At 69.4% G+C, this 24,485-nt stretch carries 19 protein-coding genes, 1 tRNA gene and 1 pseudogene; 10 read left to right on the forward strand and 11 right to left on the reverse strand.

Annotated features, from left to right (window positions below; genetic code table 11):
- A complete protein-coding gene (locus AC21LY_RS11110; protein WP_489046526.1) occupies positions 1-5,454 on the forward strand; it encodes an ATP-binding protein in 5,454 nt (1,817 codons plus the stop codon).
- Positions 5,455-5,517: 63 nt separating this feature from the next.
- Here AC21LY_RS11110 and AC21LY_RS11115 read toward each other — a convergent pair whose 3' ends face one another.
- Both AC21LY_RS11115 and argE read right to left on the reverse strand, forming a co-directional pair.
- A complete protein-coding gene (locus AC21LY_RS11115) occupies positions 5,518-6,813 on the reverse strand; it encodes an MFS transporter (protein ID WP_489046527.1) in 1,296 nt (431 codons plus the stop codon).
- A complete protein-coding gene (gene argE / locus AC21LY_RS11120; protein ID WP_489046528.1) occupies positions 6,810-8,000 on the reverse strand; it encodes an acetylornithine deacetylase in 1,191 nt (396 codons plus the stop codon). Before argE ends, AC21LY_RS11115 begins: the two co-directional genes overlap by 4 nt.
- 122 nt (positions 8,001-8,122) lie before the next feature.
- On the opposite strand from argE, the gene AC21LY_RS11125 reads away from it, so the two are divergent.
- Positions 8,123-9,160 (forward strand): Lrp/AsnC family transcriptional regulator, encoded by a 1,038-nt coding sequence (locus tag AC21LY_RS11125; RefSeq protein ID WP_489046529.1) that lies wholly within the window; start codon positions 8,123-8,125, stop codon positions 9,158-9,160.
- A 124-nt stretch (positions 9,161-9,284) separates the two neighbouring features.
- Here the strand turns inward: AC21LY_RS11125 and AC21LY_RS11130 are convergent, their stop codons facing one another.
- Genes AC21LY_RS11130 through AC21LY_RS11140 form a run of 3 tightly spaced genes read right to left on the reverse strand, consistent with a single transcriptional unit; the run spans position 9,285 to position 11,814 of the window.
- Entirely contained in the window at positions 9,285-10,430 is a 1,146-nt protein-coding gene (locus AC21LY_RS11130; RefSeq protein WP_489046530.1) for an acyl-CoA dehydrogenase family protein, read from the reverse strand.
- A gap of 17 nt (positions 10,431-10,447) precedes the next feature.
- On the reverse strand, positions 10,448-10,921 hold the full coding sequence (bcp, locus tag AC21LY_RS11135) for a thioredoxin-dependent thiol peroxidase (protein ID WP_489046531.1): 474 nt from the start codon (positions 10,919-10,921) through the stop codon (positions 10,448-10,450).
- A gap of 17 nt (positions 10,922-10,938) precedes the next feature.
- Positions 10,939-11,814, reverse strand: a complete 876-nt coding sequence (locus AC21LY_RS11140; protein ID WP_489046532.1) for a LysR family transcriptional regulator — start codon at positions 11,812-11,814, stop codon at positions 10,939-10,941.
- Positions 11,815-11,936: 122 nt separating this feature from the next.
- On the opposite strand from AC21LY_RS11140, the gene AC21LY_RS11145 reads away from it, so the two are divergent.
- On the forward strand, positions 11,937-13,247 hold the full coding sequence (locus AC21LY_RS11145) for an NAD(P)/FAD-dependent oxidoreductase (protein WP_489046533.1): 1,311 nt from the start codon (positions 11,937-11,939) through the stop codon (positions 13,245-13,247).
- On the opposite strand, the gene AC21LY_RS11150 is transcribed toward AC21LY_RS11145, so the two are convergent.
- Positions 13,188-14,402, reverse strand: a complete 1,215-nt coding sequence (locus AC21LY_RS11150) for a L,D-transpeptidase (RefSeq protein ID WP_489046534.1) — start codon at positions 14,400-14,402, stop codon at positions 13,188-13,190. The genes AC21LY_RS11145 and AC21LY_RS11150 overlap by 60 nt on opposite strands.
- Before the next feature lie 102 nt (positions 14,403-14,504).
- On the opposite strand from AC21LY_RS11150, the gene AC21LY_RS11155 reads away from it, so the two are divergent.
- From AC21LY_RS11155 to AC21LY_RS11175, 5 genes are all read left to right on the forward strand, one after another.
- Complete coding sequence (locus AC21LY_RS11155; protein ID WP_489046535.1) at positions 14,505-14,750, forward strand: hypothetical protein; 246 nt, start codon at positions 14,505-14,507, stop codon at positions 14,748-14,750.
- A gap of 221 nt (positions 14,751-14,971) precedes the next feature.
- Positions 14,972-16,450, forward strand: a complete 1,479-nt coding sequence (locus AC21LY_RS11160) for a serine/threonine-protein kinase (RefSeq protein WP_489046536.1) — start codon at positions 14,972-14,974, stop codon at positions 16,448-16,450.
- A gap of 1,326 nt (positions 16,451-17,776) precedes the next feature.
- Positions 17,777-18,742 (forward strand): DUF2971 domain-containing protein, encoded by a 966-nt coding sequence (locus AC21LY_RS11165; protein WP_489046537.1) that lies wholly within the window; start codon positions 17,777-17,779, stop codon positions 18,740-18,742.
- Positions 18,743-18,894: 152 nt separating this feature from the next.
- Positions 18,895-19,551 (forward strand): hypothetical protein, encoded by a 657-nt coding sequence (locus AC21LY_RS11170; protein ID WP_489046538.1) that lies wholly within the window; start codon positions 18,895-18,897, stop codon positions 19,549-19,551.
- Positions 19,552-19,570: 19 nt separating this feature from the next.
- A complete protein-coding gene (locus AC21LY_RS11175; RefSeq protein WP_489046539.1) occupies positions 19,571-19,870 on the forward strand; it encodes a hypothetical protein in 300 nt (99 codons plus the stop codon).
- Between the two features lie 72 nt (positions 19,871-19,942).
- Here AC21LY_RS11175 and mihF read toward each other — a convergent pair.
- From mihF to AC21LY_RS11195, 4 genes and pseudogenes are all read right to left on the reverse strand, one after another.
- Positions 19,943-20,252 (reverse strand): annotated as a pseudogene (mihF, locus tag AC21LY_RS11180) (integration host factor, actinobacterial type).
- A gap of 62 nt (positions 20,253-20,314) precedes the next feature.
- Positions 20,315-20,485 carry a hypothetical protein gene (locus AC21LY_RS11185; protein WP_489046540.1) on the reverse strand — a complete coding sequence of 57 codons (171 nt, stop codon included), beginning with the start codon at positions 20,483-20,485 and terminating at the stop codon, positions 20,315-20,317.
- 113 nt (positions 20,486-20,598) lie between these two features.
- Positions 20,599-20,671, reverse strand: a tRNA-Lys gene (locus tag AC21LY_RS11190).
- A gap of 104 nt (positions 20,672-20,775) precedes the next feature.
- Positions 20,776-21,945, reverse strand: a complete 1,170-nt coding sequence (locus tag AC21LY_RS11195) for an acyl-CoA dehydrogenase family protein (RefSeq protein ID WP_489046541.1) — start codon at positions 21,943-21,945, stop codon at positions 20,776-20,778.
- Positions 21,946-22,004: 59 nt separating this feature from the next.
- On the opposite strand from AC21LY_RS11195, the gene AC21LY_RS11200 reads away from it, so the two are divergent.
- Both AC21LY_RS11200 and AC21LY_RS11205 read left to right on the forward strand, forming a co-directional pair.
- Positions 22,005-22,529: a PH domain-containing protein gene (locus tag AC21LY_RS11200; RefSeq protein WP_489046542.1), complete on the forward strand. Its 525-nt coding sequence runs from the start codon at positions 22,005-22,007 to the stop codon at positions 22,527-22,529.
- The gene (locus tag AC21LY_RS11205; RefSeq protein WP_489046543.1) at positions 22,516-24,012 is read left to right on the forward strand and encodes a PH domain-containing protein; all 1,497 of its coding nucleotides are present in this window, start codon (positions 22,516-22,518) and stop codon (positions 24,010-24,012) included. Before AC21LY_RS11200 ends, AC21LY_RS11205 begins: the two co-directional genes overlap by 14 nt.
- Here AC21LY_RS11205 and AC21LY_RS11210 read toward each other — a convergent pair.
- On the reverse strand, positions 23,999-24,478 hold the full coding sequence (locus AC21LY_RS11210) for a nitroreductase/quinone reductase family protein (RefSeq protein ID WP_489046544.1): 480 nt from the start codon (positions 24,476-24,478) through the stop codon (positions 23,999-24,001). The two genes, AC21LY_RS11205 and AC21LY_RS11210, sit on opposite strands and share 14 nt — an antisense overlap.
- Positions 24,479-24,485: the final 7 nt, after the last annotated feature.

A 24,485-nucleotide genomic window follows, 5' to 3' on the forward strand; every position in this document is an offset into this window, starting at 1 on the left:
GTGTTCAGCCGAATCGCCATCGTGAACCGAGGTGAGGCCGCGATGCGCCTCATCCATGCGGTCCGCGACCTGGCCGCCGAGACCGGGCAGCAGATCGAGACCGTCGCCCTCTACACCGATGTCGACCGGACTGCGACCTTCGTCCGCGAGGCGGACATCGCCTACGACCTGGGGCCCGCCGCGGCGCGGCCGTACCTCAACTACGAACTGCTCGGCAAGGCCCTGCAGGAGACCGGTGCCGACGCGGCATGGGTCGGCTGGGGCTTCGTCGCCGAGGACCCGGTCTTCGCAGAGAAGTGCGCCGAGATCGGCGTGACCTTCGTCGGCCCGAGCCCCGACGCGATGCGCCAGCTCGGCGACAAGATCGGCGCCAAGCTGATCGCCGAGGAGGTCGGGGTCCCCGTCGCTCCGTGGAGCCGCGGCCCCGTCGAGACGCTGGAGGAGGCCAAGGCCAAGGCCAAGGACATCGGCTACCCCCTGATGCTCAAGGCCACCGCCGGCGGCGGCGGTCGCGGCATCCGCATGGTCGCCTCCGACGCGGACCTCGAAGAGGCCTACGTCCGCACCCGCGACGAGGCCGAGCGCGCCTTCGGCAGCGGCATCGTCTTCCTCGAGCGCCTGGTCACCGGTGCCCGCCACGTCGAGGTCCAGGTCATCTCCGACGGCGAGACCGCGTGGGCCCTCGGCGTGCGCGACTGTTCCGTGCAGCGCCGCAACCAGAAGGTGATCGAGGAGTCGGCTTCCCCCGTGCTCGGCGCCGAGCAGGTCACGCGGCTCAAGGAGTCCGCGGAGCGGCTCGCGATCAAGGTCGGCTACCGCGGCGCGGCCACCGTCGAGTTCCTGTACCACCCGGGCGACGATCTGCTCGCCTTCCTCGAGGTGAACACCCGTCTGCAGGTGGAGCACCCGATCACCGAGGTCACCAACGACTTCGACCTGGTCCGCGCACAGCTGCACGTCGCCTCGGGCGGCAAGCTCGACGGGGTGCGCCCCGTCGAGCGCGGGCACGCCATCGAGGCGCGCCTGAACGCCGAGGACCCGGACCGTGACTTCGCGCCGGCTCCCGGCCGGATCGCGCTGCTGGACCTGCCCGCCGGCCCCGGTATCCGCATCGACACCGGCGTCTCCCAGGGCGACACCATCCCCGCCGACTTCGACTCGATGATCGCTAAGGTCATCGCCTACGGCAGCGACCGCGAACAGGCCCTGGGCCGCCTGCGCCGCGCGATGAACGAGACCCGCGTCATCATCGAGGGCGGGGCCACCAACAAGAGCTTCGTGCTCGACCTGCTGAACCAGCCCGAGGTGATCGACGGCAGCGCGGACACCGGCTGGATCGACCGCGTGCGCGGCGAGGGCCGCCTCGTCGCCGACCGGCACACCGCGGTGGCGCTCGCGTCCGCGGCGATCGACGCCTACGAGGACGAGGAGCACACCGAGCTCACCCGCCTGCTCACCACCGCGTCGGGCGGTCGCCCGCAGGTGCAGCACGAGAGCGGCACGCCGCTGGACTTCAAGCTGCGCGGCGCGAGCTACCGCGTCCGGGTCGCCCGCACGGGCGCCCACAGCTTCCGGCTCGTCATCGACACCGGTGCCGAGACCCGCACGGCCGACGTCGATCTGGAGCGCTTCGACAACCACACCGGCCAGGCCGTGGTCAACGGCGTCCGGTACCGGCTCACCACCGGCACGCACGGCCCGGTGCACGTGGTCGACGTGGACGGCGTCACCCACCGCGTCAGCCGCGACGAGGGCGGCGTGGTCCGTTCCCCCGCCCCGGCCCTCGTGGTCGCGGTGCCGCTCGCGGTCGGCGACGAGGTCGAGGCGGGTGCCCCGATCCTCGTCCTCGAGTCGATGAAGATGGAGACGGTGCTCCGCGCCCCGTTCTCCGCGCGCCTGAAGGAGTGCGCGGTCACCGTCGGCAGCCAGGTCGAGGCCGGCGCGCCGCTGCTGCGCCTCGAGCCGATCGGCGACGGCGACGAGGACGCCGCGGGTACCGCGGCGGGGCCGATCGACCTGCCGGAGGAGCCCGCCCAGGTCGGTGCCCTGCAGCGGGCGGCCGCGGGCCGGGAGGCGCTACGCAGCCAGCTGCTCGGCTTCGACGTCGATCCGGCGGACGAGAGCCGCCTACTGGACGAGTACCTCGTGGACCGCGTCGCCGCCGAGCTGGAGGGCGAGGTCCCGGCCGCCGAGGAACTCGCGCTGGCCGGCGTCTTCGCCGATCTCGCCGAGCTGGGCCTGCGCCGGTCGGTGGCGGGCGACGAGGAGGTGCACAGCCCCCGCGAGCACTTCCACACCTACCTGCGGAGCCTCGACGCCGACCGCGCCGGCCTGCCGGACTCCTACCGCGCCAAGCTGACCGCGGCGCTGGGCCACTACGGCGTCACCGAGCTCGAGCGCACGCCGGACCTCGAGTCGGCCGTCTTCCGGATCTTCCTGGCGCAGCAGCGCCCGAAGGTCGGGGTGCGCGTGATCACCGCGCTGCTGCGCAAGTGGCTGCGCGAGCCGGCACCGTCGGCCGAGCAGGGCGCCGACGCGCGCGCCGTGCTGGAGCGCCTCATCGACGCGACGCAGTCGCGCTACCCCGTGATCGCCGATCTGGCCCGCGGCGTGGTCTTCGCCTGGTTCGGCCAGCCGCTCCTGCGCGCCAACCGCGAGGGCGTGTACTCGGCCGTCCGGGAGCACCTGACGTACCTGGACGCGAACCCCACGGCCGCTGACCGTGCCGAGCGCGTCGCGGAGATGGTGCGCAGCACCGAGCCGCTGGTCCTGCTCCTGGGCGAGCGCCTGGCCGGCGATCACCCGACGGACAACGCGGTCATGCTCGAGGTCCTGACCCGCCGCTACTACGGCAACAAGGGCCTCACCGAGGTCCGCACGCAGGACGTCGCCGGTGCCGAGTGGGTCGTCGCCGAGCGCGACGGTGCCCGGCTCGCCTCCGCCGCCGTCGCCTACGACGGGCTCAGCGACGCGGTCGCCGGCCTGGCGCAGGTCGCCGACGGTGCCGCCTCCGTGGACGCCGACATCTACCTCAGCTGGGAGCAGCAGCCGCAGGACCAGGACGAGATGGTCGCGGCCTTCGACAGCGTGCTGTCGGCGCATCCGCTGCCGGCGCAGGTGCGTCGCGTGACGATCACCGTCGCGGGCAGCGGCGGAGCGGTGATGCACCACCACTTCACCTTCCGGGCCGCCACGAACGGCGTCGCGGAGGACCGCCTGATCCGCGGCCTGCACCCGTACATCGCGCAGCGCATGCAGCTCGAGCGGCTGCGCCGCTTCGACCTGACGCGCCTGACCTCGTCGGACGACGAGGAGGTCTACCTGTACCGCGCCGTCGCCAAGGACAACCCGGCCGACGACCGCCTGGTCGCCTTCGCCCAGGTCCGCGACCTGGCTGCGGTGCGGGACGGCAGCGGGCGCCTGCTCGCGCTGCCGACCGCGGAGATCGCGCTCGCCACGTGCGTGGACTCGATCCGCCGGGCCCAGGCCGCGCGCCCCAGCGCGAAGCGGCTGCCCACCAACCGGATCGTCATGTACATCTGGCCGCCGGTGGATCTCAGCGATGCGGAGCTCGAGGCGCTCGCCGGCCACATCGAGTCGACCACGGAGGGCGCGGGCCTCGAGGAGGTGCTGCTGATCGGCCGCCGCCGTGACGCGGAGACGGGCGACCTGGTCAAGACCGAGGTGCGCGTCTCGTTCAGCCCCACGGGCCGGGCCGACCTGCACATCGGTGAGCCGATCGAGGACACGGTGGAGCCGATCGACGGTTACCGCCAGAAGGTGCTCCGCGCCGCGAGCCGCAACACCGTCTACCCGTACGAATTGACCGGCGCGCTGGGCGATTTCGTCGAGTACGAGCTCGCCGAGGGCGACATCGCCGACGTGCTCGTGCCGACGGACCGGCCGAAGGGCCGCAACACCGCGGGCATCGTCGTCGGCGTCATCTCCACGGCGACGGACCTCTACCCCGAGGGCGTCAAGCGCGTTCTGCTGCTGGGCGATCCGACGAAGTCGCTGGGCGCGCTGGCCGAGGCGGAGTGCCGCCGGATCAGCGCGGCGATCGACCTCGCGCACCGGATGGAGCTGCCGGTCGAGTGGTACGCGCTCTCCGCGGGCGCCCGCATCTCCATGGACTCGGGCACCGAGAACATGGACTGGGTCGCGGCGGCACTGAAGAAGATCGTCGAGTTCACCCAGCAGGGCGGCGAGATCAACATCGTCTCCGCGGGCATCAACGTCGGTGCGCAGCCGTACTGGAACGCCGAGGCGACGATGCTCATGCACACCAAGGGCGTGCTGATCATGACGCCGGAGTCGGCGATGGTGCTCACCGGCAAGCAGTCGCTGGACTTCTCCGGCGGCGTCTCCGCGGAGGACAACTTCGGCATCGGCGGCTACGACCGCATCATGGGCCCGAACGGCCAGGCGCAGTACTGGGCGGCCGATCTCATGGGTGCGCACCGGATCCTGATGGAGCACTACGCGCACACCTACATCGCCCCCGGCGAGCAGGCGCCGCGGCGTGCCGCGACGACCGACCCGGCCGATCGCGACATCACGACCTACCCGCACGTGCTCGCCGACAGCGACTTCACGACGGTCGGGGACATCTTCTCCGCGGAGAAGAACCCGGATCGCAAGAAGCCCTTCGACATCCGCACGGTGATGCGCGCGCTGTCCGACCAGGACCACGAGGTTCTCGAGCGCTGGGCCGGCATGGCCGACGCCGAGACCGCGGTGGTGCAGGACGTGCACATCGGCGGCATCCCGGTCTGCCTGCTCGGCATCGAGTCGAAGTCGGTTCCGCGCCTGGGCTTCCCGGCCACCGACGGCCCGGACACCTACACCGCCGGCACGCTCTTCCCGCAGTCGTCGAAGAAGGCGGCCCGCGCGATCAACGCGGCGAGCGACAACCGCCCGCTGGTGGTGCTCGCCAACCTCTCGGGCTTCGACGGTTCGCCGGAGTCGCTGCGCAAGCTCCAGCTGGAGTACGGCGCCGAGATCGGCCGCGCGATCGTCAACTTCGAGGGCCCGATCGTCTTCTGCGTGATCTCGCGGTACCACGGCGGCGCGTTCGTGGTCTTCAGCAAGCAGCTGAACCCGAACATGACGGTGCTGGCCATCGAGGGCTCCTTCGCCTCGGTGCTCGGCGGAGCCCCCGCCGCCGCAGTGGTCTTCTCGGGCGAGGTCAACGCCCGGACCGCGGGCGACGCCCGGGTCAAGGACCTTGAGGCGCAGCTGGCCGAGGCCACCGGTACCGAGCGGGCCGCGCTGCTCGCCGAGCTGGACGAGGTGCGGGGCTCGGTGCGCGCCGAGAAGCTGGGTGAGGTCGCCTCCGAGTTCGACGGGGTGCACAGCATCCGCCGCGCCGTCGAGGTCGGCTCGGTCGACGAGATCATCGCCGCCGCCGACCTGCGCCCGAAGATCATCTCGGTGATCGAGGCCGCGCAGTAGGTTCGTACGAACGAAGGGCACCGTCGGGATTCCCGACGGTGCCCTTCTTTCGTCCGGCCCGGGTCAGCGCGCCCGGTAGACCTTGCGCGCGAAGAACAACCCGACCAGGGACAGCGTGGCGACCGCCATGTAGTAGAAGCCGGGTGCGGTCTTCGAACCGGTCTGCTGGATCAGCCAGGTGATCACCAGCGGTGCGATCCCACCGAGTGAGCTCACGCCCACGTTGTACGCGATCGAGATGCCGGTGCCCCGGATCCGTTGCGGGAAGAGGTCGCTGAGCATCGCGGGAAGGCAGCCGAAGTAGAACGCCATGATCACGCCCAGCAGCGCGATCACCACGACGAAGCTGGTGACCGTGGGCCTGCTGATCACCAGCTGCATCAGCGGCACGATGACGACGATGGCCGCAGCGGCCGCGAAGGTCATGATCCTCGCCGGCCCGACCCGGTCGGCCAGCCTGCCGACGAACGGCACCCCGACCAGCCCGACGGCGCCCGCGACGATGCCGCCCAGGTACGCCGCGGACGCGGGCACGTGCAGGCTCTTCACCGCGTAGGTGGGCATATACAGGATGAGGTAGACGGAGATGGTGCCGAGACCCACGCACGCGATGCCGGTGACGATGCGGCCGAGGTGCTGGGTGAGGGCGGCCCGGATCGGGGCGGACTCCTTCTCCGCGGTCGCGAACTCCTCGGGTTCGGACAGCTTGGCCCGGATGTACAGGCCGACGGGACCGATCAGGAGGCCCACGAAGAACGGGATCCGCCAGCCCCACGTGTACAGCTGCTCGGTGGTGAGCGCCTTGAACAGCACGTAACCGAAGGCCGACGCCATCATCATCGATGCGCCCTGGCTCGCGACCTGCCACGAGGCGTAGTAGGCCTTGCGGTGCGGCGCGGTCTCCACGAGGAAGGTGGTGGACGCGCCGAACTCCCCGCCGCCGGAGATGCCCTGGATGATGCGGGAGAGCAGGATGATCAGCGCGCCCCAGACACCGACGGTGGCGTAGGTGGGCGCGACGGCCATGATCAGGGTGCCGAGCACCATGAGGCCGAAGGTGAGAGTGAGCGCGTTCTTACGGCCGTGCTTGTCGGCGTACGCGCCGATCAGGGTGCCGCCGATCGGGCGCACGAGGTACGAGATCGCGAACGTCGCGAAGGTGAGGATCAGGCCGAGGGTCTCGTCGTCGCTCGGGAAGAAGTTCTTCGAGATCACCACCGCGAACGACGCGTAGACGATGATGTCGAACCACTCGAGCGCGGCACCGATGGAGCTGCTGATCACCGCCTTCCTGGCTGCTTTGAGCCGCTCGGGGGTCACCTGGGGGCGGGGCGATGCCCCGGGCGCGGTGGTCGTCATGCGCGCACCTCCGCCAGCAACTCGTCGAGGAACCGCTCGCACAGCGCGAGCTGCTCGAGGGCGATGAACTCGTCCGGGGCGTGCCCCTGCGTCATGTCGCCGGGACCGCACACCACCGTGGGGATTCCCGCGGCCTGGAAGAGGCCGGCCTCGGTCGCGTAGCTCACCTTGGTGCTGCTGGGGATGCCGCCCCAGCGCGCGACGACGTCGACGACGTCCTCGGTCGACGGGGTGTCCAGGCCGGGCGCGGAGGCGACGATCTCGACGTCGACGGACGCGGCCGGGTTCTCCGCCTTCATGGCGGCCTCGATCCGGGCGATCTCCGCGCGGAACTCGTCGATCACGGCGTCGACGTCGACCGCGCCGACGGACCGGAACTCCAGGCTCAGCGCGCAGTCGGCGGGCACGGTGTTCACGGCGATCCCGCCCGCGATCTGGTTCACCGAGGCCGTGGTGAAGGGGACCTGGTAGTCCTCGTCGTACGGTCCGTCTGCGCGGAACTGGTCGGCGATCGCGCGGGAGAACCGCACGAGCTCGGCCGCGTACTCCACGGCGTTCACACCGTTGGGCGTGAGCGAGGAGTGGGCGGCGACGCCGTGCAGGTTCACGCGGAGCAGGGTGATCGCCTTGTGGCCGCGGACGACCTCCATGGTCGTGGGCTCGCCGACGACGCAGGCGCGCGGCTCGAGACCGGTCCGCGTCATGTGCTCGACCAGCGTGCCGACACCGGCGCAGCCGACCTCCTCGTCGTAGGAGAGCGCGATGTGCAGGGGCTCGCGCAGGTCCGCCGCGACGAAGTCGGGCAGCTTCGCCAGGACCGTGCCCACGAAGCCCTTCATGTCGCAACTGCCGCGGCCGTACAGGCGGCCGTCGCGGATCTCGGCGACGAAGGGATCGGAGCTCCACGGCTGGCCGTCGACCGGGACGACGTCGGTGTGACCGGAGAGGACCACGCCGCCCGTGCGCGTACCGTCCGCGGCGGGGACGGTGAGGAGGAGATTCGCCTTGGTCCCCTCCGCGTTGGGGATCACCACAGGATCGAGGCCGAGGTCGCCGGCGAGGGCGCTCACAGCGTCGATGAGGGGGAGGTTGCTGTTGCGGCTCGTGGTGTCGAAGCCGATCAATCGGCTGACCCATTCCACCGTGCGGTCCGCGGGGACCGTGGGCGTTGGTTGTGCTGTCGACATGTCTTCTATCTCGTGGGATGGAGTGCCTCAGGGGGCGAGCAGTGGCTTGAACTCGCCACCGCCTGAGTCGAGAATGGCATCATGCTCCAGATTTCAGCCGTCTCCGCAGGATATCGATCGTGATGTCTGATTCTCTGCGCGAAACCGTCGTCGACGAGATCGACTTGGCCATCGTCAACTGCCTGCAGATCGCGCCCCGAGCGCCGTGGTCGCTCGTGGGCGAGGTCGTCGGGGTCGACCCCGCGACGGCCTCCCGTCGGTGGTCGCGGCTGAGCGGCGACGGCACGGCCTGGGTCGCGGGCCGGGCGGCGGGCCACGGCGGCGCCGAATCGTGCCTCGCGGTGATCGAGGTGAGCTGTGACGCGCCGTCCGCCCGGGCGATCGCGCAGCGGATCGCCCGGTTCCCCCACGTGCTCAACATCGAGCACACGAGCGGCCCGCGCTCGCTCATGATGCTCGCCGACATGCGCGACATGGCCGCGTTGTCCGACTTCCTCCTGGGCGACCTCGCGCGGATCCCGGGCGTCGCGGGGACGCGCAGCCACGTCATCATCCGCGTCGTCACGATGGGCGATCAATGGCGGCTCAAGGCACTGGACCGTGCGCAGGTCGCGGCGATGAGCCGGCACCGTCGGACTCCGGAGGCGCCGCGGGCGTCCGCGCGCCCGTACGACGCGATTGACCGGAGACTGATCCTGCTGCTCGGCGAGGACGGCCGGATGCCGGTCGGCGAGCTCGCGCGGCGCTGCCGCATCGGCGAGAGCACGGCCCGGCGCAGGCTCTCCGACCTGATCGCCACCGACCGGGTCGTCCTGCGGTGCGACATGTCCCTGGCTGCCTCCGGGTGGCCGTTGATCCTATGGGTCTGGGGCACGATCGACGGTGACGACTCCGCGACGGTCGATGCGCTCCTGCGGCACGTGCCCGGGCTCCGCGTGCTGTGGCGCATCGTCGGCGGGCGCGCCGATACCCTGCTCGCGGTCGCGGCGCACTCGATCCAGGAGGTGCCGGCCGTCGAGGCCGCTCTCGCCGAGCACGCCCCGGGCCTTACGGTGCTCGACCGGTCCGTGGTGCTGCGCTCGATCAAGCGGGTGGGGCGGGAGCTCGACGCGTCGGGCCGGGCGGTGCGGGCGGTTCCGATGGACATCTGGTCCACCTGAGACGGCCCGTCCGACGGTGCGTCGGGTCGCCGGCGCGGATCGCGTGCGGCGGCGATGATCGAACGGCGGCACCTCGCGCTGCAGCGCGAGGTGCCGCCGTCGCCGAACCGGCCAGTGGCCGGATCTACAGCGCGAGGTCGCGCCCGATGATCTCCTTCATGATCTCGGATGAGCCGGCCCAGATGCGGGTCACGCGGGCGTCCATCCAGGCGCGGGCGGCGCGGTACTCGCGCATGTACCCGTAGCCGCCGTGCAGCTGCACGCAGGAGTCGAGCACCTGGTTCTGGATCTCGGCGGAGACGTACTTGACCTTCGCGGCGTCGACGGCCGTCAAGGTGCCCTCGGCGTGCGCGGCGACGGCCTGGTCGACGTAGGCCTGCACCATCTCGATCTTGGTCACCAGCTCGGCCAGCAGGAACTTGTTGTGCTGGAACGAGCCGATGGACGCGCCGAAGGCCTTGCGCTCGCGCGCGTACTCGATGGTCTCGGCGAGGATCTGCTTGGCGTGCGCCACGTTGCCCACCGCGGAGCCGATGCGCTCCTGCGGAAGCTTCTCCATCATGTGGTAGAAACCGCGGTCCACCTCGCCGATCAGGGCGCTGGCGGGCACCCGCAGGTCGGAGTAGAAGAGCTCGGCGGTGTCGGCCTCGGGCTGGCCCACCTTGTCGAGCTTGCGGCCGCGCTCGAAGCCGGGCAGCGAGCAGTCCACGGCGAACAGGGAGATGCCGCGGGCCTTGGCGTCGGGGTTGGTCTTGGCGGCGATCACGGCGACATCGCAGGTGTAGCCGTTGGTGATGAAGGTCTTCGAGCCGTTGAGGATCCAGTCGTCGCCGCTGCGCACGGCGGTCGACTTGATCCCCGCCAGGTCGGAGCCGGCGGAGGGCTCGGTCATGCCGATCGCGGCGACGGCCTCACCGGCGGCGATGGCGGGGAGCCACTGCTGCTTCGCCTCGTCGGTGCCGAGCTGCACGATGTACGGCGTCGCGATGTCGAAGTCGATGCCCACCGAGCTGGCGAAGGCCATGGCCACCGCCGCGAGTTCCTCCTGGGCCACGGCGTTGAATCGGTAGTCGCTGGCCTCGCCACCGCCGTAGGATTCGGGGATCTCGAGACCGAGGACACCCTGCTCGCCGAGGCCGCGCCAGACCTCGCGCGGGATCAGCTTGTCGTCGATGTACTCCTCGGCGTGCGGGATGACGTGCTTCTGCAGGTAATCCCGTACCGCCGAGCCGAACTGGAGGTGATCCTCGGAGTAGATGGTGCGTTCCACGTCGGTGGGCTTCCTCTCTAGAGCTTCAGGTCGCGGCGCAACTTGGCGACATGCCCGGTCGCGCGCACGTTGTACTGCGCCACCTCGATGGCGCCGTCCGCGTCGATCACGAACGTCGATCTGATGACACCTGTCACGGTCTTGCCGTACATCATCTTCTCACCGAAGGCTCCGTACTCGCTAAGCACCCGCTTATCGGGGTCGGAGAGGAGGGGAAAACTGATCGCATCGCGCTCCTGGAACTTCTTGAGTTTCTCCGGCTTGTCGGGGGAGACACCGAGGACGGTGAGCCCGGCGTCGCCGAAATCCGCGAGGTTGTCGCGGAAGTCGCAGGCCTGCTTGGTGCAGCCGGGCGTCATCGCGGCGGGGTAGAAGTACAGGACGACGCGCCGGCCGCGGTAGTCGGACAGCGAGACGGGATTGCCGTCCTGGTCGGGCAGGGTGAACGACGGTGCCGGATCGCCCGGCTGCAGACGCGCTGAAGTAGTCATGCCGGTTACCGTATCGGTCAGGGCTGACCAGTACGGCGGTAGCCGTTCGACAGGCCCACGAGGAGCTCGGCCACCAGCGGGTTGGGGGCGGCGTCGGTGCGCAGCACGGCGGAGACGGGCAGGGTGAAGCCCGGCGCGGGCCGGCTGGCGATCCCGGGCTGGCGCGGGTCCTCGTACAGCAGGGTCCAACCGTCGGGGTGGTTGATCAGTTCGAAGGCCACCGGGTGATCGTCGCGGATCTCGGGCCCGAGGAGCACGTCGAGGCCGTCGGCGGCGAAGACCTTCTCCACCAGGCGGTGCAGCAGCACCTGCCGGTGCGGGGGTGGCAGGAGCAGGGGATAGCGCGCCAGTTCCGCGGTCGACGGTGCCCGCCCGAGCGCCGCGAGGGGGTGCCGGGTGGAGAACGCGATGAGCGGGTGGTCGACCCAGAGCGGCTCCAGGTAGAGCCCGGGTTCGTCGAGCCGGCCGCGGATCAGGGCGAGATCGGCCTCGCCCGACTTCACCGCGGCGATGCGCTGCGCGAAGGGCTTGATGAGGAAGTCGATCTCCGCGCCCGGGTGCCGCTCCCGCACCGCCGAGGCCGCGGCGAGGGCGGATCGGGCGAAGGACATGTTCGCCGCGAGGCGGATCCGGTCCGGCCGCGGGCGGACGGCATCGATCGCCTCGTCCCGCTGCCGCAGTAGCTCCCGAGCGCGGGGAAGCAGGGCCTCGCCCGCGTCGGTGAGACGCACCCGCCGACCCGCACGCTCGAAGAGTTCGGCGCCCAGCTCCTTCTCCAGGGCTGCGATCTGATGGCTCACCGCGGACTGCGAGACGAAGCACTGCCGCGCCGCCCGGGAGAAGCCGCCGTGATCGGCGACCGCGACGAGGTACTCGAGCTGGCGGAATTCCATTCCACCATTCTATGAACAGAACAGATGGTTCGCATCAACAGGAAGGCGATCTACCAGGTTGAAGCCAGTCGATCCATGCAGCAACCTGGTAATAGACAACGACGTCCGGAAGAGGAGACATCATGCGCAGCACCCACGTGGTGGTGATCGGCTCGGGATTCGGCGGCCTCGCCGCCGCGAAGCAGCTCGCGAAGTCGAACATCGAGACCACCCTCATCTCGGCGAACGGCACCCACCTCTTCCAGCCCCTGCTGTACCAGGTGGCGACCGGCGTCACCGCCGGCGAGCGCATCGCGCCCCCGATCGCCGATGTCCTGCGCCGCCGCCGCACCGTCGACGTCGTGACCGGGTACGTCACCGAGGTCGACGCCGAACGCAAGGTCGTGACCTACGCCACCGAGGACGGGATCGAGCAGATCGGGTACACCTACTTGATCGTCGCCGCCGGCGCGGCGCAGGCCTACTTCGGCCACGACGAGTGGGAGAGCCGCACCTTCGCCCTCAAGACCCTCGAGGACGCCGAGAATCTCCGCGTGCGGCTGCGCGCCGCGTTCGCCGCCCCCGCGGAGAGCCCCGCGCGCACCGTCGTCGTGGTCGGCGCAGGCGCCACGGGGGTCGAGGTGGCCGGCCAGGTCGCCGAGCTCGCCCGTCGCTTCCACCGCGGTGCCGAGATCCGGATCCACCTGGTCGAGGGCGCCGACGATGTCCTGCCCTTCTACGGCGGCACCCTCTCGGGCTACACCCGCGCGACCCTGGACAAGGCCGGCGTCACGGTGCACACCGGCACCGTCGTCACCGCCATCGAGGACGGTGTCGTCACGGTCGAGGACGGGGCCGGAGTCGCGCGCGAGATCGCCGCGGGCACCGTCGTCTGGTCGGCCGGCGTCAAGGCCACCCCGCTCGCGGGCGTGATCGCCGAGGCCACCGGCTGTGACACGGACCGCAACGGCCGTCTCCTCATCAACCGGGACCTCACCGTCGGCGGCCGCGCCGATGTCTTCGCCCTCGGCGACATGACCAACTTGGGTGGCCTTCCCGGGCAGAGCCCCGTCGCCATGCAGCAGGGCCGGCACGCCGCCGACATCATCCGCGGCGCGAAGGGGCCCGGCACGCACTTCCGCTACCTGGACAAGGGCAGCATGGCGATGATCGACACCCCGCATGCCGTGATCGCGCCGCCGCTCGGCCTGCCGGGCATGACCGGCATCGTCGCGTGGGCCGGCTGGCTCGCCGTGCACCTCTACTACCTGGCCGGCATGGGCAACCGCGTCGCGGTCCTGCTCGACTGGTTGCGGGCCTTCGTCGGCACCGCCCGTCCGGGCTTCGACGGTGCGCCGACGGTCACCGTCGACGCCCCGCAGACGGACGCCGCGCTACCCGACCTTCGTGTTGCCGGCGCGCCACACGGACCACGGGATGTTCCAGTCGCCTAGCCCGTCGGTGCCCTCCAGTGCGGGGCCCGAGGTGTCGGTGACCTTGACGATGTCGCCGCGCTTGGTGTTCTGCAGGAACCACAGGGCGTTCTCGGTGCTCACGTTGAGACACCCGTGGCTCACGTTGGAGTAGCCCTGCTGGTTCACCGACCAGGGGGCGCTGTGCAGGTAGATGCCGCTGTAGGACATCTGGACCGCGTAGTCCACCTGCGTGCGGTAGCCGTTGGGGGAGTTCACCGCGACGCCGTAGGTGGACGAGTCCATGATCATGTTCTCGCGCTGGTCGCCGATGATGTAGACGCCGTTCGGGGTCTCGTTGCCGGGGCCGCCCATGGAGGTGGGCATGGTCTTGATGAGCTTGCCGTTCTTCGTGACCCGGACGATCTTGTCCTTGTCGGAGACGGTGGTGATCACCTCGTCGCCCACGGTGAACCGGGTGGAGGCGTCCTTCTGGCCGAAGGTGCCGTTGCCCAGGTCGACGCCGTAGATCTTGACGTCGACGCTGACCTTGGTGCCGGGCTTGAAGTAGCTCTCCGGGCGCCACCGCACCTCGGACTGGCTGATCCAGTAGAACGCGCCCTCGACAGGCGGATCGGTCACGATCCGGATGGCCCGCTGCGCGGCCGCGCGGTCGACGATGCGCTCGTCGAACTTCACGCCGACGGTCTGGCCGATGCCGACGGTGGAATTGTCGGCGGTGGTGAAGTAGGCCTGCACCAGGTTGTTCGGCGACTGCGTGCTGAAGGTCTCGTTCGCGACGTTCACGCCGCCGATGCCGTTGGCCTCGGCGCGCAGCTTGTAGGTCTTGTTGTAGCCGAGCGGCTCGGTGTTGCTCCAGGACCGGCCGTCGTCCGCGAGCCTGCCGGAGACCTCTTTGCCGTCCGCGTTCGTCATCACGACCTTCGTGAGGGTGCCGCCGCTCGCGTTGACCTTGACCGGGACGCCGGGCTGCACGTCGACCGCGCCGTTCGTGACGGTGGAGGTGATCTGCGGGCGCAGCAGGTCGAAGAAGGGCGTCGAGTCCGTGATCTTCTGGTCGACGCCCGGCAGTGCGACCTTCTCCGACGACGTGCAACCGGCGACCAGTGCAGCGGCGACGGTCGTGACTGACACCGCCGTGAGGGTGCGTCGGATCACGGCAGGACGAATGCGCATGGCTCAGCTCCAGAAGAGTCGATCGGATGTCGGTCGACTCGCGACCGATTGCTCCTGATTCTACCGGGGTGCGGCGGGGCCTCCGCCGGTACGGTGCGGGGTGTGAGCAACGACGATGACGCCCCCGAATCCGGCGCCCGGGGTGAGGGCGATCGAGCCCCCGGGCCGTGGAGTGACAAGGGCTACAACAAGCTGGCGCTGGGGCTGGCGATCGGCGTCGTGCTCGGGGCCGGCATCGGGACCGTGCTGGGAAATGCGACCGCGGGCATCGGGGTCGGGCTGGCGCTCGGCATCGCTTTCGCCATGGCGCTCGGCTACCGGGGTGGCAAGGACGACGAGGACGACTGAATCGCCGCCCCCGTCGTCCAGCCGTGGGTGAGAGCGCGGGGAGGATCTGCGGACGGCAGGTGAGGTTGGTTGCTCCTCGCACTCAATCTCATAATAACTTAGCGCAACTAAAATTAGAAGCCTAAAACCTCGCCGTCGCTCGGCCCCTTGCCGAGGCGAAAAACCTGTTGGCCTGCGCGGCCGCCACGGGACTTGTCGGCACCGCATGACACACTCGCCGGGTGAGCATCACCGAGATCGCCGGGTACCGTGTCGTCCGCCAATTGGGTGCCGGTGGCATGGGGCAGGTCTTCCTGGTCCAGCATCCGCGGCTGCCGCGGCGGGACGCGTTGAAACTGCTCGATGCCGGGGTCTCGCGTAACGACGATTTCAAGGTGCGGTTCCAGCGTGAGGCGGACCTGCTGGCGCAGCTGTCGCATCCGAACATCGTGACGCTGCACGACCGCGGGGAGTTCGACGGCCGGCTGTGGATCACGATGGAGTACGTCGACGGCACCGACGCCGCCGAACTGCTCAAGGCCGGTGGTGCTCTCGATCCCGCTCTTGCGGTGCAGCTCATCGCCGGTGCGGGCGCGGCCCTGGACTACGCGTGGCGCAAGCAGCGGATCACGCACCGGGATGTGAAACCCGCCAACATCCTGCTCGGCGTCGACGGATCCGAACTCGAGGCCGTCAAACTCGCCGACTTCGGCATCGCCAAGGCCGCGGGCGAGGCCACGTCGTTGACCTCGACCGGGATCACGGTCGGGACGATGCAGTACATCTCGCCGGAGGCGATCGAGGGGGAGGACCTCGACAACCGCGCCGATGTCTACTCTCTGGGCTGCACCGCGTTTCATCTGCTCACCGGGCAGCCGCCGTTCTCGGGGAAGTCGATCACCGCGTTGATGAACGCGCACCTGAACCAGGCCCCGCCTTCGGTGAGCGAGGTTGCGCCGCAGCTGCCGGCGGAGCTGGATGCGGTGTTCGCGAAGGTCCTGGCGAAGCGGCCCGAGGAGAGGTTCCAGAGCTGCTCCGAGTTCACGGACGCGGTGCGGGTCGCGATGGACGGGCTGCTGGGCGACGCGGCTGCGGTCGTGGTGCCGGCTGTGCCGAAGCGGGAGATCGCGCCGGACGCGGTCACGGAGTTGCGAGCGCTTTCCGGATCGGCGAACGATCCGGATGCCACCCATCTGCGTCCCGCGGTGGCACCGGGCAGGAAATCACGCACCGTACCGATCCTCGCCGCGGTCGTCGCCGTCCTGGCAGTGGCGGCGACGGTGCTCGGCGTGTACGTGGGCAGGTCCGGTGAGGGAGAGGCGCCGGCTGCGGTGACGAGCTCGACGTCGACGGTGCCGGCGGCGCCGCCGGTAACTGTGAGCGTGACGCCATCGACGCCCACGACCACCACGGTGCCCGTGACGACAGCGACCACAACCGTGCGAGTGGTGCCGACGGCCACTTCTCCCGCAGCCGCCCGGCCGGAAGTCGCGGGGGCGACTTGCAACCCGGGCATACAGCAAGATTCCGCGGACGGAACGATGTATTGCAGCGGCCTCGACGGCGTGTGGATCAGCAAGACCGCCAGCCTCCGGCCTTCAGTGAGAATCGGTACGGCCTGCTCGAGCCCGGGGGCTCAAGCGCCCGCGGCGGGGACGAACGGAGAAGGTACCGCGATCTGCAAGGTCGGCCCGACCGGCGCCTACACCTGGGGATTGTGACGTATGTTCGGCTCGGACCGAACTCGCGGGCGCGCTGCACTCGCTGGTATCGAACGTTGAGGTCCTCGTCCGAAACTCCAAGAACCGGGCGCTTGCAGACTGGAACACAGCCCAAGGTAGTCCTGCGGAGTGGTCTCTCCAGCATCAGACGGGACAGCTCGTGTATGACCTGTCAGGTCGCGTTCCGCACCGTGCACGCAACTACGCCCAGGCGGAGTCCAACACCCGGCGTGTGGGGCACGCGCGGAAGGGGCTCCTCCCACGCACGACGTGATCGCGCAGTTGACCCTGGGGTCGGGGTCGGTTCTCCTGGGGAAACTTCGAACCCGGACCAGACCAAGGTGCTGGCTCTGTGGACGCAAGGGTGCACGCAGCGTTCCCGGGCGTGCCCGCCGACGATGCTGGCCGTTACGTCATCGGATCACGCATGGACGGCTTCGGGGCCTGCGTAATCGCGTATCTTATAAGGAGAATCTGCTCAGGGTCAAGGTCAAGAATCGTGTCCTGGACATGGCGTTCATTCTCGGCAAGATCGACAAGGACTACCCCGGCTCGGCCATGTATCAGAGTCGGGTGCGCGCTATCGCGGCGCAGGACCCTCGCCGGACGAGGGATCGGTAACCCCGTCGTGGCCGTCGCTCTCCGGCGAAGCGGCTGCGTTCAACGCGGGCGAGCTGAAGGGCATCGGGTATGCGGCTTCGAAGGCTGCTGAGACCAGCGTGACCACCCGAGGGGTGTAGAGCGCCATGCGCGCCATCATCAGCCGCCTCCAGGCTGCCGGCGGCGCGGAGAAGCCGGGCTGCCCGTTCCTGGTTCGGCCAGACCAACCCCCTGCCGAAATTCCACCGTCCGAGTCGGCACTCGTTCGTGAACTGTTTGGAGCGGCAGGCCTGAGTGATGCACCGGACCTGGCTGCCGCTCCCTACTCGATCTTGTCCGCGAGTGCACATGGAAGGTTCCGCAGAAGCGGCGTCGCCACCTATTCGGAAGGGAGGACGTCGGATATCGGAGCGCGAACATCCTCGATGTACACGCCGGCGAACGCCACGGCCGGTCACATAATCTACGCAGCGTGGGCGACATTGACCTACCTTCATGCTCTGGCCCGCTACACGGCGGTAGACGAGCAACTGGTCCTCGATCGACTCGAGTCCGCGATCACGGCCTGGTCAACGCTCGCGAAGCCGGGCAGTAGTTGGTAGGTCGGCGGCGCATCACCCGTCGCGGCAGCGGCAGCTTATGAGTTGCATGACGGAGTCGTGCACCAGCTACCCGCTTCAGGCGAACCGACGGGAGGTGGCCTGAGAGTGTCTGTACGTTGACCTCGTGGGACAGACTCTCTTTCACTACACCAACTCGGCGGTCCTCCAAAGCATTGCTCGGACCCGCGTTCTCCGCGCCACTGACTATCGATATCTCAACGATTCCCAAGAACTGCGGTACGTCTGGGATGCCTACCTTCAGGAGCTACGTCGGCTGCGGGACTCAGAAATCAGCGACGGGTACTCGCAGGCGTACCGGGCCCAGCTGGAGAACATCGAACGCCTTGATGCAGTCGACCTCACGAGCTTCGACGCCGCGATGTTCGTCGTCTGCTTCACCGAGCTCGACGACGCGCTCAGCCAGTGGAGTCGGTACGGCGACGAGGGGCGAGGAGTCGCCCTCGGGTTCGACTCGACGAAAATTGAGGTCCTTGAGGCGCCCGTCGTGACACATTTGACCGGCGGGCGCACGACACCGCTGAAGTACTGCAACACGGGGGAACAGGCCCGTGAGCGTGGGAGTCTGACGAAAGTCCGATATGGTGACGACGCTCGGCGCGCAGCGGTCGAAGGGCTCCTGAGTATTGCGCGCGACGTAGCTGGCGCGGACGGTGATGAGTCCTACGAGTACGTGCTGGGCAACACGATGGCCGCAACTCACGCCTGGATACGAGCTCTGCCGGGAGTCAAGCACGAAGCGTTCAAGGATGAGCAGGAGTATCGGATCGCGATCGCTGAGCACTTCAGCGGTAGATCGACGAAGCAGCGCGAGGCCCTCACTGCCCTTGACGATCCGTTCCGCCGGCTGGCCATCGGCACCCTAGACACTGTCGATGTACAGTTTCACCCCGTATCGGGAACCCTGTTCAAGCCCTACATCGAGCTGCAGTTCCCCCCGGACGCTCTAGTCGAGGTAGTACTCGGCCCAAAGATCACGCATCCCCTTGCCGAACCGACCGTTCGACGACTCCTCGACAGGTTCGGATTCCGCGAGGTGTCCATTAGACGATCGGCCGCGCCGTATCAATGACTTCGCCCGAACCCGCCAACGCGGACCTGTTCTCCCGTTGCGGTCGATCCCGAGCCGCGGAGCAGTACGGCCGCTGCGCCGCTACTCCCAGGCTTCCTTGAAGAAGTTGATCATCGCGGTGCGGCCGTCCACTGAGCCCGCATCGGGTCCGGGTGACGCACCGCGACGGAACGAGCGCGGGGCACGTTTTCCAGCCCGGCGACTTCGGAGCGTCGGACTCGGACTTCGCGGTCCTCGACGACCCGGCTGTCTTCGCGACGGCGCAGGTCGTCGAGCCGGCGAACCCCGGCTGGGATCTCGGAAACGGCTTGGTCTACGACGTCTGCTCGGACGGACTCTGGGCGCACGCGCACGGCTGGTGCCCCGACCGGAGCCATGACCTGGCGCAGGAGGTGGAGGATGCGCGGGTCGAGCTCGCGGCGGCGTGCGTGATCGACCTGCACGTGCGGATGCGGGCGCTGCTGTATGCGGGCTGGCGGATGAGCGAACTGGTGAAACCGGTACTGGAGGGCAACGGGACCAACGTCACGGCGACGTTCGTGCGCGGCGAGCTGACCGGCGGCGAGAAGCGGATTGCACAGACGCCGGGTCTGGCGGAGAAGTTTGACGGGACAATCGTGACGTCGTGGGATGACGTTCGCCGCGAATTGGTTGCGACGCCGGAGCAGGAGCGGGCGATCGCGGCGGTGCGGCAGCGGATGGAGCTGACCTCGCGGCATACGCGGCGGCGCACCGGGGGCAGCCGGCGCCGAGCTGGGAGCAGCTGGGGGAGTGGCTCGGCAGCGGGTAGCCGCGCGCTGCCGTGGTGAAGAGGTAGCGTCTGCTGTCGTGAAGAAGTTTGCTGTCGCCGCCGGAATGTCGTTGCTGGTCGGACTCGCTGCTGCCCCTGCGAATGCCGAGCCGTCGCCGACGCCGACCACGGAGAAGGTTCAGGGGCTGCAGCCGAGTCTGACATCGGTCCAGGCCGCGGGGCTGGCTATCAAAGCGCGGGACGCGTGCAACTCGGAGATGGCGTACCAGGTACTGGGCGGAGATCGGGACTGGAACGCGTTCTTCAAGGAGCAGGGAGCGAACAACGCGGTCGCGAAGCTCCTCACTGAGTACACGCAGAGCTGCCGAATCGCCTAGACCCATCTAGACCAGGAGCAACGCAGGGCTCGCCACCATCCCTGGTGACGGGCCCGTTGCTGTCTCAGCGGTCTACGCCGCGAACTTCGCCAGCTGCCCCTTGTACTGCCGGTCACCGAGGCCAGCGATCCGTCGCGTCGGTGCGATGACCAGCTCGGTCATCAGCTCGAGGCCTTGACCTTGCCGACCTTGGGCAGGGACTCGAGCAGCGCGGAGACCTTCATCTTGCCGACGGCGGGCTCCTCGGCGCGGCCGAGGACGGCAGCGAGCGTGAGGTTGCCGGCCTTGAGCTGGCCTTGATCGGGGCGCGTGCGGTACGTGCCTCGGCGGCCTTGGCCAGGGCGGCGGTGCGATGCTCGGCGGTGAGTACGGGTAGAACCATGTGAATCTCCTTGTTCGGGTTTCGAGGGGGTTGGTTGGTCGGGACCCGGGGAGACTCGGCGGTCAGGCGGAAGCAGCCGCGCAGATCGCCCGCCAGTTCGCGGTCACGCACGCTTCGGCGGCGGGGCCGGGCGTGACGAACTGTCGGAGCTGCGGGTTGTTGTGCGAGGCTGCGGCGACGATCACGCGGCCGACCTCGGAGACAACGAGGCGGCAGTACGTGAAGCCGCTCAACCGCGCACCGGACAATCGAGCTGCGCTGAACGGGTTTTCATGCCCAATCCACGCCCACAAGCCCCAGAAACGAGAAAAGACCGGGTAAGAAACCCGGTCTTCTCTCGATATTGTGCGCCATCAGGGACTCGAACCCCGAACCCGCTGATTAAGAGTCAGCTGCTCTGCCAATTGAGCTAATGGCGCCTGCCTGCCCGCTGCTCGCTCGCTGCGTGCTGGAATACAGTAGCAAGGACTGCGGCGAAACGTGAAATCGGCAGGTCAGGGACGGTTTTCGAGCTATCGGCGGGTCACTGGAAGGCGCTCTGCCCGGTGAGCTTCTGGCCCAGGATCAGGGTGTGCATCTCGACGGTGCCCTCGTAGGTCAGCACGCTCTCCAGGTTGTTCGCGTGCCGGATCACGGGGTACTCGAGCGAGATGCCGTTCGCGCCGAGGATGGTGCGGGCGGTGCGGCAGATGTCGATCGCCTCGCGCACGTTGTTCAGCTTGCCGATCGAGATCTGCTCGGGGCGGAGCGTTCCCGCGTCCTTGAGTCGCCCCAGGTGCACGGCGAGCAGCACCCCCTTCGTGTACTCGAGGGTCATGTCGGCCAGCTTCTGCTGGGTCAGTTGGAAGCCGCCGATCGGCCGGCCGAACTGCTCGCGCTCGGCGGCGTATCGCTGCGCGCACTCGAGCGCAGTCCGCGCGGCGCCCATGGCGCCCCAGACGATGCCGTACCGTGCCTCGCTCAGGCAGGAGAGGGGGCCGCGCAGGCCGCGGACCTCCGGGAAGGCGGCCGAACCGGTGACGCGCACACCGTCGAGCACGAGTTCCGCGGTGACGGACGCGCGCAAGGACATCTTGTGCTTGATCGTGTGCGCGCTGAAACCCGCTGTTTCCGTGGGGACGGCGAAGCCGCGGATCCCCTCGTCGGTCTGCGCCCAGATCACGGCGACGTCCGCGAGGGAGCCGTTGGTGATCCACATCTTCCGGCCGTCGAGGATCCAGTCGGCGCCGTCACGGCGGGCCCGGGTGCGCATGTGTGCGGGGTCGGACCCGTGATCGGGCTCGGTGAGCCCGAAGCAGCCGATCAGCTCGCCGGCGGCCATGCCGGGCAGCCAGCGCTGCTTCTCCTCCTCGCTCGCCCACTTCCAGATGGCGTACATGGCGAGCGAGCCCTGCACGGAGACCATCGAGCGGAGCCCCGAATCGCACGCCTCCAGCTCCAGGCAGGCCACGCCGTACTCGGTGGCGGTGGTTCCGGCGCAGCCGTATCCGTCGAGGTGCATGCCGAGCACGCCCAGCGCGCCGAGTTCGCGCATCAGTCCGCGGGGATCGTCGATCTCGCCGCGCTCGAACCAGTCCGCCACGTGCGGCTCGACCTCGCGCGCGGTCAGCGCGCGCACCGACTCCGCGATCGCGCGTTCCTGATCGGAGAACAGGCCCGTCAGGCCCGCCAGTTCATCTGGGTGTGTCGTCATCGCGCCACCCTATCGCCGGGTGGTGGCAACGGAGCCGAATGTCGTGCTTAGCTGGGCGCATGACCCATCCCGGAACCCCCGACGTCGTGGGCGCCGCCGAAGTGCTCAGGCCGCCGGCACACCAGGTCTCGCCCCGCGCGAAGACCTGGTGGACGGTGCGCGCCGCGATCCGCTGGGTGGTCGTGATCCCGCTGGTCACAGTGGTCCTCGCGGTCGTCCCCGCCGTCCCGTGGTTCCTCGCCGCGGCCGCCTTCCTCGTCCTCGCGGCCGCCGCGGCGGCCCACCTGGTCGTGATGCCGCGGTTCCGCTACGCCTTCCACCGGTGGGAGATCAACGCCGTCGCGGTGTACTCGCAGGCGGGCTGGCTGACGCGGACGCGGGTCCTGATCCCGGTCTCCCGCGTGCAGGTCATCGACACCGTCGCGGGCCCGTTGGAACGCGCCTTCGGGTTGTCGACGGTGACGGTCACCACCGCCTCGTCGGCGGGCACCGTTCGGATCTCGGGCCTCCCCACGGAGACGGCGCAATCGATCGCTGCCGGTCTCACCGTGAGTGCCGCGGAGGACACCGATGACGCGACCTGACGAGGCGGACTGGAACCGGCTCTCGCCGTGGGGCATCGGTACCCGGGTGATCAAGGCGATCCCGTCGCTGATTCCGGCACTGATCGGGGTGTTCTTCCTCGGCCGCACCGCCGGGCCGATGTTCTTCGTCCTCGCCGGCGTCGCGATCAGTGTGTTGGTGGGCCTCCTGCCGTGGCTCACCACGCGGTGGCGGGTCACCGGGGATCAGCTCGAACTGCGCCACGGCCTGGTGCGCAAGGTCTCGGCCACCGCTCGGCGCGACCGGATCCGCAGCGTCGACGTCACGGCCGGGCCCATCGAGCGCGCGCTGGGCCTCCGGAAGGTCGTGGTGGGCACCGGTGTCGGTGGCAAGGAGTCGGCGCTCGTCCTCGACCCGATCCCCACCGCCGTCGCGGATCAGCTCGGCCGCGATCTGTTGCGCCGCACCCAGGCACCGTCGCCCGCGGACCCGCGCGAGGCGGGGGAGGGCGTGATACCCGCCGCCGCGGAGCCGGAGGAGGAACTCGCCCGGCTCCGCCCGGAGTGGATCCGCTTCGCGCCGTTCTCGCTCACGGGCTTCGCGGTGGTCGGGGCGGGCGCGGGCATCGGCTTCCGCATCCTCGACGAGGCGGGCCTGCGCGACCGCGGCTCCGAGCTCGCCGAGTCGTGGTTCGCGAAGATCTTCGACCTCGGTGCCGCAGTAGTGATCCCGTCCGCGGTGGGGCTTCTCATCGTGGTCTCGATCCTGGTCTCCGTGCTGGCCTACGTGCTCGCCTTCTGGGGCTTCCGCCTGGTCCGCCGCGCCGACGGTGCCCTGCACACTAGCCGCGGCCTGGTCTCCACGGTGGCAGCCACGATCGAGCGCAAGCGGGTGCGCGGCGTGCAGCTGCACGAGCCGGTCCTCATGCGGATCCCCGGCGGCGCGAAGCTCCGGGCGATCGCCACGGGCACCGATCGCAATCCCACGCTGCTTCCGCCAGCGCCGCGCTCGGAGGCCGTGCAGGTCGCCGACGAGATCCTCGGCCGGCCGGGCGTCGTGGAGACCGCTCTGACGGCGCACGGTCCGGCGGCCTCGCGCCGCCGGTACACCCGGTCCCTGCTCGCAGCGGTCGTCCCGGTGGCCGTTCTGGTCGCGCTGGCCGCGGTCGCCCCCGGTGGGTGGAAGGCGCTGCCGATCGCAGGGGCGATCCTGGTGACCGTGCTCGCCGTCGCCTGCGCCAGGCTGCGCTACGCCCACCTCGGCACCGTCACCGAGGGTGACACCGTCGTCCTCGGGGCGGGCACCGTCTCGCGTACGCGCACCGTCCTCGAGTTCGACGGGGTGATCGGCTTCGTCGTGCGGGACACCTTCTTCCAGCGCCGCGCCGGGGTCGCGACCCTGACGGTGGCCACCGCAGCGGGAGCCTTCGGCGCCGTCGACCTGACGCCCGGGCGCGCGGCCGAGGTCGCGCGCACCGTCGAACCCGAGATCGTGCGGGACTTCCTCGCCGTCAGCGAGGCGTGAGCCGGTACAGCTTGATGGTGCGATCGCCCGCCCACCGGATGTAGTCGTCGTACGCGGGCCAGATCGCGATGATGCTGGGCCACAGGCGCTTGCGGTCCTGCTCGGAGAGGAGGCGTGCGCGCACCGGGATGCGGCGGGTGCCCAGGAGGACTTCGGCGTCGGGCGTGGCCTCGAGGTTGTAGGACCACGCGGGGTGGTGCTTCTGCCCGAAGTTGGACGCGATCACCACGAAGTCGTCGCCGTCGCGCACGTACAGCAGGGGAACGGCGCGGGGGACGCCGCTGCGCCGGCCGATCGTGGTCAGGGTGAGCTGCGGGAGCAGCGCCTCGGGGATGAGGTGCACGCTGCCGCGGCTGATCCGCGTGACCGCCTTGTCCAAGGGGACGGTGGCGCGCACCATCCGGGAAACCGCTCGATGCCGCCCGAGCTGCAGAAACCGTGTCTTGACCACGTCCAGGATCGCCATGGCGGCA

The organism is Tsukamurella sp. II2bb, from assembly GCF_057815145.1.

Coding starts and splice junctions, on each gene's coding strand:
- AC21LY_RS11115 (WP_489046527.1), bottom strand. CDS start 6,813: ATGACGACCACCGCGCCCGGGGCATCGCCCCGCCCCCAGGTGACCCCC.
- argE (WP_489046528.1), bottom strand. CDS start 8,000: ATGTCGACAGCACAACCAACGCCCACGGTCCCCGCGGACCGCACGGTG.
- AC21LY_RS11125 (WP_489046529.1), top strand. CDS start 8,123: ATGTCTGATTCTCTGCGCGAAACCGTCGTCGACGAGATCGACTTGGCC.
- bcp (WP_489046531.1), bottom strand. CDS start 10,921: ATGACTACTTCAGCGCGTCTGCAGCCGGGCGATCCGGCACCGTCGTTC.
- AC21LY_RS11140 (WP_489046532.1), bottom strand. CDS start 11,814: ATGGAATTCCGCCAGCTCGAGTACCTCGTCGCGGTCGCCGATCACGGC.
- AC21LY_RS11145 (WP_489046533.1), top strand. CDS start 11,937: ATGCGCAGCACCCACGTGGTGGTGATCGGCTCGGGATTCGGCGGCCTC.
- AC21LY_RS11150 (WP_489046534.1), bottom strand. CDS start 14,402: ATGCGCATTCGTCCTGCCGTGATCCGACGCACCCTCACGGCGGTGTCA.
- AC21LY_RS11195 (WP_489046541.1), bottom strand. CDS start 21,945: ATGACGACACACCCAGATGAACTGGCGGGCCTGACGGGCCTGTTCTCC.
- AC21LY_RS11200 (WP_489046542.1), top strand. CDS start 22,005: ATGACCCATCCCGGAACCCCCGACGTCGTGGGCGCCGCCGAAGTGCTC.
- AC21LY_RS11205 (WP_489046543.1), top strand. CDS start 22,516: ATGACGCGACCTGACGAGGCGGACTGGAACCGGCTCTCGCCGTGGGGC.
- AC21LY_RS11210 (WP_489046544.1), bottom strand. CDS start 24,478: ATGGCGATCCTGGACGTGGTCAAGACACGGTTTCTGCAGCTCGGGCGG.